This window comes from Dermacoccus sp. CCH2-D9, assembly GCF_001556795.1.
Lineage (GTDB): Bacteria > Actinomycetota > Actinomycetes > Actinomycetales > Dermatophilaceae > Dermacoccus > Dermacoccus nishinomiyaensis.
The window spans coordinates 23867-33021 of record NZ_LSJT01000092.1; the positions used below are offsets into that span (position 1 = coordinate 23867).

The following is a 9155-nucleotide window of genomic DNA, read 5'->3' on the forward strand; positions in this document are numbered from 1 at the left end:
TCGAGATCTGACGTGAGGACCCACATGCCGTACCTGGTCGCCGAGTCGCAGGCGGGAAGCTCGGGCTTCCCGATCCTGCTCGTGCTGCTGCCCTTCCTCCTGCTCGCGCTGATGTTCTTCACGCAGCGTCGGCGCTCCCAGGCGACGATGCGCGCGCAGGCCGCGCTTCGCGTCGGTGACGAGGTGCGCACGACGAGTGGGCTGTTCGGCACGCTGCGCGAACTCGACGACGTCAGTGGACACCTCGAGATCGCCCCCGGCACCGTGGTGAGGTTCGATCGTCGGGCCCTGCTGCCCGCAGCCCCCGACGAGATGGAGAAGGGTCGATGAGCACGCCCGCAGGCGCCGAGCGCGCCGACGAGAACCGTTATGCGGTCGATTCGAACCGCCCCGCGGCGCGCAAGAAGCCGAAGCACACCAACCCCAAGCGTGGCTTGGCCGTGCTTCTCGCCCTGTTCCTCGTCCTCGTCGGTGGCATCGCTGCGACGGGACATTGGACACCGAAGCTGGGGCTCGACCTCGAAGGTGGGCGCACCGTCGTCCTCGAACCGGTCGTCACAGGCGGCAAGAGCGTCAACTCGAGCCAGGTCAAGCAAGCCGTCGACATCATCCGCAACCGCGTCGACGCCACCGGCACGTCCGAGGCGGAGGTGACGACGCTGGGGGAGAAGGACATCGTCGTCTCCATCCCCGGAAACCCCAGCCAGCAGGTGCTCGACTCGCTCTCGCGCAGCTCGCAGCTCAACTTCCGCGCAGTCATCGCCGCCGCGCAGGGCAGCACGACGGGTACCTCGCCGTATCGCCTGCCCGAGGTCGTCAACCCCTCGAACGCCGCCAAGAACGGCGCCCCCGGCTCGGCGTCCGCGTCACCGTCTTCATCGGCCTCCGCTTCGGGTTCTGCGTCGAGCTCGGCCTCGTCGTCACCGTCGTCCAGTTCGAAGGACCGACTGCCGGCCGCATTCAAGACCGCCGGCCCGGCCAACGCGAGCGACCCGGCGTGGGGAAACGAGAAGGTCGACTCGGTCTGGGTCAAGGCCGGTATCGCGACCCCGTCGACGACGTACAACCAGCTGCTGCAGCTCTACGCCTGCACCCCGGCCTACCAGGAGGTGGCCGCGGCCGCCCCTGACAACAAGCCGACCGTCATGTGCGCGAAGGAGGGCAACGAGAAGCTGCTCCTCGGCCCGGTCGAGATCAAGGGTTCGCAGCTGACGGACGCGAGCAGCGGCCTCGACACGAACCAGCAGGGCAACCAGACCGGCGAGGTCGCGGTCAACCTGTCGCTCAACGGCTCGGGCAAGACGGCCCTGGCGAACGTGACGCGTCGCGTCGCCCCGCTCGAGCAGCCGCGCAACCGCTTCGCCATCGTCGTCGACGGTCAGTCGATCTCGGCGCCGACCGTGCAGGCCCCGCTGACGGACGGTCAGGCGAAGATCACCGGTGGCTTCACCGAGTCGAGCGGCAAGCTGCTCGCAGACTCGCTGAAGTTCGGTGCGCTGCCGATGTCCTTCAAGGAACTCACCTCCGACCAGGTCAGCCCCCAGCTCGGCTCCGACCAGCTGACGAAGGGTCTCATCGCGGGAGCCATCGGCTCCGGCCTCGTCGTGCTGTACTCGCTCATCCAGTACCGCGCGCTCGGCCTCGTCACCGTCGCGAGCCTGCTCGTCGCCGCGGCGATGACCTACCTCGCCGTCACGCTGCTCGGCTCGCTCAACAACTTCCGCCTGTCGATGGCGGGTGTCACCGGCCTCATCGTCGCCATCGGCATCACGGCCGACTCGTTCATCGTGTACTTCGAACGCGTCAGAGACGAAGTGCGCGCCGGACGGCCATTGCGGGCCGCCGTCGAGACGGGATGGACGCGCGCGAAGCGCACCATCATCATCTCGGACGCGGTGAACTTCCTCGCCGCCGCCGTGCTCTACGTGCTGTCGGAGAGCACCGTCAAGGCGTTCGCGTTCACCCTCGGTCTCACGACGATCATCGACATCGTCGTCGTCATGTTCTTCACCCACCCGGTGCTGGCCCTGCTCGCCCGCACGAAGTTCTTCGGTGGCGGCCACCCCGCCTCCGGTCTCGACCCCGCGCGTCTGGGCGCCCGTCAGGCCGCATACGCGGGCCGCGGTCGCGTGACGATCGCCGACCGCCGCCGCGCCGCCGCACAGGAGGAGACAGCCTGATGGCCAGCCTCGCAACATTCGGCAACGACCTGTTCACCGGTCGCCGCCAGATCGACTTCATCGGCAAGCGCAAGCGCTGGTACGCCCTGACGGCGCTGCTGCTCGCGCTCGCCGCCGTCGGTCTGTTCGGGCGGGGGCTCAACTTCGGCCTCGAGTTCACCGGTGGCTCGGAACTGCGCGTGCCCGGCGTCTCGAGCACGCACGACTACGACACGCGCGCCGAGAAGGCCGTCCAGTCGGCGACCGGCTCGAACGCCGACATCGTCGTGACGAAGCTCGGCTCCGACACGATCCGCGTGCAGAGCGAGAAGCTCGGCAACGGCACCGCCGACGCGACGGACGCCGTCAAGACGTCCCTCGCGAAGGAGTTCGGCGTGTCGCCGAGCAACGTCACGTCCTCATTCATCGGCCCCTCGTGGGGTGAGACGGTGACGCACAAGGCGATCGTCGCGCTGTTCGTCTTCCTCGCGTTCGTCTCCGTCCTGCTCGCGTTGTACTTCCGCACCTGGACGATGGCCGCGGCCGCGCTCATCGCCCTGCTGCACGACCTGTTCTTCACGGTCGGCATCTACGCCCTCACCGGGCTCGAGGTGACGCCGGCGACGATGATCGGCTTCCTCACGATCCTCGGCTACTCGATCTACGACACCGTCGTCGTGTTCGACAAGGTGCGCGAGAACACGAGCGAGGCGTTCGCGACCGGCCGCCGCAGCTTCGACCAGGCCGCGAACTACGCGGTCAACCAGACGCTCGTGCGCTCCATCAACACCTCCGTCGTGGCGTTGCTGCCGATCTCGGCCATCCTCGTCGTCGGCGCGCTGTTCATCGGCCCGAGCACGCTGCTCGACATCGCCGTCGCCCTGTTCATCGGTATCGCCGTGGGCACCTTCTCGTCGATCTTCATCGCGACGCCGGCCCTGACGGACCTGCGCCGCCGCGAGAAGGGCGTCCAGGAGCTCGCGCGTCGAGCCGAGAGCTACCAGTCGCGTGCCACGACCGACGACGAGCACGCCACCGCGGCGTCCGCCTCGGGCGTCGTGACGGCGCCGGCCCCTTCCCAGGGCGGTGGCGCGTCGCAGACGGCGCGCACGCGCGGCATCCACCCCGCTGCCAAGCGTGACGACTGAGGCCGCCGCGATGATCGAGCAGCGCATCGCCGACGTCGTCGCCCGCCACACGCGTGATATCGCCGACTTCCCGAGCCCCGGTGTCGTCTTCAAGGATCTGACGCCCCTGTTCGCCGACCCGGCGGCGTTCGGGCAGGTGCTCGACCTGCTGGCCGAGCGTCATGACGGCGTCGACGTCGTCGCGGGCGTCGAGGCGCGCGGGTTCATCATCGGCGCGCCGCTGGCGCAGCGCATGGGCGTCGGTTTCGTGCCGATCCGCAAGAAGGGCAAGCTGCCCGGTGACGTCGTCTCCGCCTCCTACGACCTCGAGTACGGCTCGGCGACGATCGAGGTGCAGACGGACGCGGTGACGCCCGGTGCGAACGTCCTCGTCGTCGACGACGTGCTCGCGACCGGGGGCACGGCCGTGGCTGCGTGCGAGCTGATCGAGAAGGTCGGCGGGCGTGTGGCGTGCCTCGACGTGCTCGTCGAACTGGCCTTCCTGCCCGGCCGCGAACGGCTTGATCGGTGGGAGCTCCACACGGGCCTCGTCGTCAACTGACGCCAGGGGCACTACGATCGGCGCATGGCTGAGCAGTCCGGTTCCAACGCGACCTCGCGCGTGCGCGCCCGTCTCGTCCGCTTCGGGGGCCCGCGTCCGGGCTTGAACCGCGTGCTCGACCCGCTGCTGCGCACGGTGCGTGAGACGCACCCGAAGGCCGACACCGCGCTGATCGAGCGCGCCTACGAGGTGGCGGAGCGCTGCCACCGTCATCAGGTGCGCAAGAGCGGCGACCCGTACATCACCCACCCGCTCGCCGTCGCGACCATCCTCGCCGAGCTCGGCATGACCCCGCCGACGCTCGCCGCGGCCCTCCTGCACGACACGGTCGAGGACACCGACTACTCGCTGGAGCAGCTCACCGACGACTTCGGGCCCGAGATCGCGCGTCTCGTCGACGGTGTGACGAAGCTCGACAAGGTGACGTACGGCGACGCCGCGCAGGCTGAGACGGTGCGCAAGATGGTCGTCGCGATGGCACAGGACATCCGCGTGCTCGTCATCAAGCTCGCCGACCGCCTGCACAACGCGCGCACGTGGCGGTACGTCTCCGCCGAGTCCGCCCAGCGCAAGGCGACGGAGACGCTCGAGATCTACGCGCCGCTCGCGCACCGGCTCGGCATGAACACGATCAAGTGGGAGCTGGAGGATCTGTCGTTCGCGACGCTCTATCCCAAGGTCTACGACGAGATCGTCCGCCTCGTCGCCGACCGCTCACCGGCGCGCGAGTCGTACCTGCGCACCGTCAAGGAGCAGGTGTCGGCCGATCTAAGGGCCGCGCGCATCGCCGGTGAGGTGACGGGCCGGCCCAAGCACTACTACTCCGTGTACCAGAAGATGATCGTGCGCGGCCGCGACTTCGAGGACATCTACGACCTCGTCGCCGTGCGCGTCCTCGTCGAGTCGGTGCGCGACTGCTACGCCGTGCTCGGCACGCTGCACACGCGGTGGACGCCCGTCCAGGGGCGGTTCAAGGACTACATCGCGATGCCGAAGTTCAACATGTACCAGTCGTTGCACACGACGGTCATCGGCCCCGGCGGCAAACCCGTCGAGATCCAGATCCGCACCTACGACATGCACCGTCGCGCCGAGTACGGCGTCGCCGCGCACTGGAAGTACAAGGACGACGCGAAGAAGGGCGCGACGAGCGCCGACGGCACGGTCAGCGCCTCGCCGGCGACGGGCACGAACGACATGGCGTGGCTGCGTCAGCTGCTCGAGTGGCAGCGCGAGACGGGGGATCCGGGCGAGTTCCTCGAGTCGTTGCGCTTCGAGGTCGGCAGCCGCGAGATCTACGTCTTCACGCCGAAGGGCGGCGTCATCGGGTTGCCGTCCGGGTCGACGCCCGTCGACTTCGCGTACGCCGTGCACACCGAGGTCGGCCACCACTGCATCGGCGCGCGCGTCAACGGGCGTCTCGCGCCACTCGAGACGACGCTCGTCACGGGCGACTCGGTCGAGGTGCTCACCTCGAAGGCGGACGGCGCCGGGCCGAGTCGCGACTGGCTGACGTTCGTCAAGTCGCCGCGTGCCAAGAGCAAGATCAAGCAATGGTTCACGAAGGAACGCCGCGAGGAGGCCATCGAGAAGGGCAAGGATTCCCTCGCGAAGACACTGCGCAAGCAGGGTCTGCCCCTGCAGCGCCTCATGTCGCACGAGTCGTTGACCGAGGTCGCGACGCGGATGAACCACGCCGACATCGACGCCCTGTACGCCGCGATCGGTGACGGGCACGTCTCGACCGAAGCCGTCATGCGTGCCCTCGTCAAGGCGCACGGCGGTGAGGAAGCAGCCACGGAGGACATGGCGGAGGCGACGACGCCGCGCACCGCGCCGCGCTCACGTGCGGGCGATCCGGGCGTCACCGTCGTCGGCACCGACGACGTGTGGGTCAAGCTCGCGCGCTGCTGCACACCGGTGCCGGGCGACGACATCGTCGGGTTCGTCACGACGGGCTCGGGCGTGTCCGTGCATCGCGAGGACTGCACGAACATCGAGAACCTGCGTCGCCAGCCCGAGCGGCTCATCGACGTCGCGTGGGCGCCCGGACAGGCGAGCGTGTTCCTCGTGCAGCTGCAGGTCGAGGCGCTCGATCGCAGCGGGTTGCTCTCCGACATCACGCGCGCGCTGAGCGACCAGCACGTCAACATCCTGTCGGCGAACCTGTCGACGCAGGCCAACCGCGTCGCCATCAGCAAGTTCACGTTCGAGATGGGCGATGCGAGCCACCTCGACCACGTCATGCGCGCGGTGCGCAAGGTCAGTGGCGTGTTCGACGTCTACCGCATCACCGGCACCGGCGCGCGCGCCGACCATCGCACGACGCCGGAGCAGGTGAAGCCCGCCGCGTCTCCGGCGGTCGACGAGGACGAGTGAACCGCAGCCGCTGACGGTGCCGACGGTGTGTCGGCGCCCAGCGATAGGCTGACGGCGACCTGCCCCCGCACGAACGGACGCCCGCCGTGACCGACTCCGCAGCCACGCCCGACCTCGTCGAACTCGCCGAGGCGTACGGCATCACGACCGAGTACGAGGACTGGAAGAAGGCCCGCGTCAGCGTCGCGGCTGACACGCTCGTGGCCGTCCTGGCGGCGCTCGACGTCGACGCTTCGACGCCCGACGCCGTGCGCTCGGCGTTGCAGACGCGTCGGGACGCACCGTGGCGCCGCGTCGTGCCGCCGTGCGTCGTCGTGCGCGAGGGCGACGATGTCGAGTTCCCGGTGCACGTCGTTGAGTGCGACCAGGTGGCCGTGCACGTCGTCACCGAGGTCGGGACGCATGTCTCGGTGACGGTGTCGTCGCGCGCGCAGGAGACCCGCGAGGTCGACGGACGCGTCGTCGAACGGCATGTCGCGCGCGTGGACGGCGACCTGCCGCTGGGGTACCACACCGTCATCGTGTCGCCTGTTGGCCTTGCTGCGGGCGACGGCGACAGTGACGACACGCGCGTCGACGGCGAGGATCGCCCGTCCACCGAGGCCGGCGACGGGCACGACACGAGGGCCGCGGGTGCGCGCGCAAGCCTCATCGTCACCCCGCGGGTGCTCGAGGTGCCGGCGACGATGCGCGACAAGCGCGTGTGGGGCCTGGCGACGCAACTGTATTCGGTGCGTTCACAGGGGTCATGGGGTGTGGGCGACCTCGTTGATCTGCGCGACCTCGCCGTGTGGTCGGCGGCCGAGCACGGCGCCGACTACGTCCTCGTCAATCCGCTGCACGCGGCACAACCGAGCGCGCCGATGGAGCCGTCGCCGTACCTGCCGACGTCGCGTCGCTTCGTCAACCCGCTCTACCTGCGGGTCGAGCACGTCGAGGAGTACGCGAGCGCGTCCGCCGACGTCCGCGGGGTCATCGACGACCTGGCGCGGGATGTCCACGCGCGCCTCGACGACGTCGACCGCATCGACCGCGACGCTGCGTGGGGGGCGAAGGAGCAGGCGTTGCGAGTCCTGTGGCAGATCGGGCGCACGCCGGGGCGTCAGGCCGCGTTCGACGCCTACTGCCGCGCCGGCGGCGAGCAGCTCACCCGTTTCGCGACATGGTGCGTGCTGTTCCGCACCTTCGGGCCCGACTGGCGAACCTGGCCGCACGATTATCAGGACGCGACGGCGCCCGCCGTCGCGCGGTTCGGCGCCGAGCACGCCGACGAGGTCGACTTCCACCGCTGGTTGCAGTGGTGCCTCGACGAGCAGCTGCGCGGCGTGCGGTCGGACGCCGTCGCCGCGGGCATGGCGCTCGGCGTCGTCCACGACCTCGCCGTCGGCGTCGACCCCGCGGGCGCGGACGCCTGGGCCCTGCAGGACGCGTTCGCGGCGGGCATCCACGTCGGTGCTCCGCCGGATCAGTTCACCCAGCTCGGGCAGGACTGGGGGCAGCCACCACTGCGCCCGGATCGTCTCGCCGAGACGGCTTACGCGCCGTTCCGCGAGATCGTCGGCACCGTCCTGCGCCACGCCGGTGGGGTGCGCATCGACCACATTCTCGGGCTGTTCCGCCTGTGGTGGGTGCCGGAGAGCATGACGCCGAAGGACGGCACGTACGTGACGTACGACCACGAGGCGATGATCGGCATCCTCGTCCTCGAGGCGCAGCGCGCGGGTGCGCTCGTCGTCGGGGAGGATCTCGGCACGCTCGAGGCGTGGGTGCAGACGTTCCTCGCCGAGCGCGGCGTGTACGGCACGTCGATCCTGTGGTTCGAACAGGACTGGGATGCGCAGCGTCCGCTGCCACCCGAGGATTGGCGCGAGAAGTGCCTCGCGTCGGTGACGACGCATGACCTGCCGCCGACGGCCGGCTATCTCGACGCCGCGCACGTGCGGCTGCGTCACGAGCTGGGGCTGCTCGACGGCTCGCTCGAGGACGAGTTGGCGCGAGACGAGGCGGACCGCCGGCGGTGGCGCGAGTTTCTCGTCGCTCAGGGCCTGCTCGATGACGCCGACGCGCCGAACGAACAGGTCGTAGAGTCACTGCACGCGTTCCTCGTCACGACGCCGTCACGGATGCTCAACGTCGCGCTCGTCGACGCCGTCGGCGACGTGCGCGTGCAGAACCAGCCCGGCACGGCCGACGAGTACCCGAACTGGCGTGTACCGCTGTCCGGCCCCGACGGTGAGCCGATCCGGCTCGAGGACGTCTTCACGAGCGAGCGCGCCGCGCGCTTGTGCGGCATCTTCGCCGGGCTGAACGAGCACGCCGCCCAGGGTTGACCTCACGGCGGTGTACGGCGTCACCGCACGAACATCGCCCGAGAACGGGTCACGGCTGACGCGTTCTCGGGCGATGTGGCTCGAGCTGGGGACCTTTGCGCAACCTCAGCGGCCGTGCGCGCCAGGCGCCGACCCGTCAGTCACGCCCCGGAGCGAGGAACGCTGCGAGGGCCGCGCCGTACATCGCCTGGTCGGTGGCGCCGACGAGTTCGCGCGCCGAGTGCATCGACAGTGTCGGGGCGCCGAAGTCGACGGTCGTCGCGCCGGTGAGCGCCGCCGTCATCGGCCCGACGGTCGAGCCGCACGGCAGGTCAGAGCGCACGACGAACTCCTGCATCGGCACGCCCGCCTCCCGACACGCGGCGGCGAAGTGGGCGGCGCCGACCGAATCCGTCGCGTAGCGCAGGTTCGTGTTGATCTTCAGCACCGGCCCGCCGTTCATCGCGATGTGGTGCGCAGGTTCGTGACGATCGGCGTAGTTCGGGTGCGTCGCGTGCGCCATGTCGCCCGAGGCGATGACGGTGTGCGCCATCGCGCGGTGCACGTCGTCACGCCCGCCGCCGAGCGTCGAGATGATGCGTTCGAAGATCGTCGGCAG

6 protein-coding genes and 1 pseudogene are annotated in these 9155 nt (G+C 69.7%); 6 read left to right on the forward strand and 1 reads right to left on the reverse strand.

All coding sequences use genetic code 11. The annotated features are described in order from the left end of the window. Positions 1 to 24: 24 nt before the first annotated feature. The 6 genes from yajC to malQ all read left to right on the forward strand — a co-directional run bounded on the left by yajC (position 25) and on the right by malQ (position 8557). A complete protein-coding gene (yajC, locus tag AX669_RS07670) occupies positions 25 to 330 on the forward strand; it encodes a preprotein translocase subunit YajC (RefSeq protein WP_006944834.1) in 306 nt (101 codons plus the stop codon). Beyond that, positions 327 to 2180: a protein translocase subunit SecD gene (secD, locus tag AX669_RS07675; RefSeq protein ID WP_062257628.1), complete on the forward strand. Its 1854-nt coding sequence runs from the start codon at positions 327 to 329 to the stop codon at positions 2178 to 2180. Before yajC ends, secD begins: the two co-directional genes overlap by 4 nt. Further along, on the forward strand, positions 2180 to 3307 hold the full coding sequence (secF, locus tag AX669_RS07680; protein WP_062257630.1) for a protein translocase subunit SecF: 1128 nt from the start codon (positions 2180 to 2182) through the stop codon (positions 3305 to 3307). The genes secD and secF overlap by 1 nt, the downstream gene beginning before the upstream one ends. Positions 3308 to 3317: 10 nt before the next feature. Next, complete coding sequence (locus AX669_RS07685; protein ID WP_038567957.1) at positions 3318 to 3848, forward strand: adenine phosphoribosyltransferase; 531 nt, start codon at positions 3318 to 3320, stop codon at positions 3846 to 3848. 24 nt (positions 3849 to 3872) lie between these two features. Continuing rightward, on the forward strand, positions 3873 to 6227 hold the full coding sequence (locus AX669_RS07690; protein WP_062257632.1) for a bifunctional (p)ppGpp synthetase/guanosine-3',5'-bis(diphosphate) 3'-pyrophosphohydrolase: 2355 nt from the start codon (positions 3873 to 3875) through the stop codon (positions 6225 to 6227). Between the two features lie 86 nt (positions 6228 to 6313). After that, positions 6314 to 8557, forward strand: a complete 2244-nt coding sequence (gene malQ / locus AX669_RS07695; RefSeq protein ID WP_062257634.1) for a 4-alpha-glucanotransferase — start codon at positions 6314 to 6316, stop codon at positions 8555 to 8557. A 136-nt stretch (positions 8558 to 8693) separates the two neighbouring features. Here malQ and AX669_RS07700 read toward each other — a convergent pair. Beyond that, a pseudogene (locus AX669_RS07700) lies at positions 8694 to 9155 on the reverse strand (M18 family aminopeptidase); the annotation flags it as partial.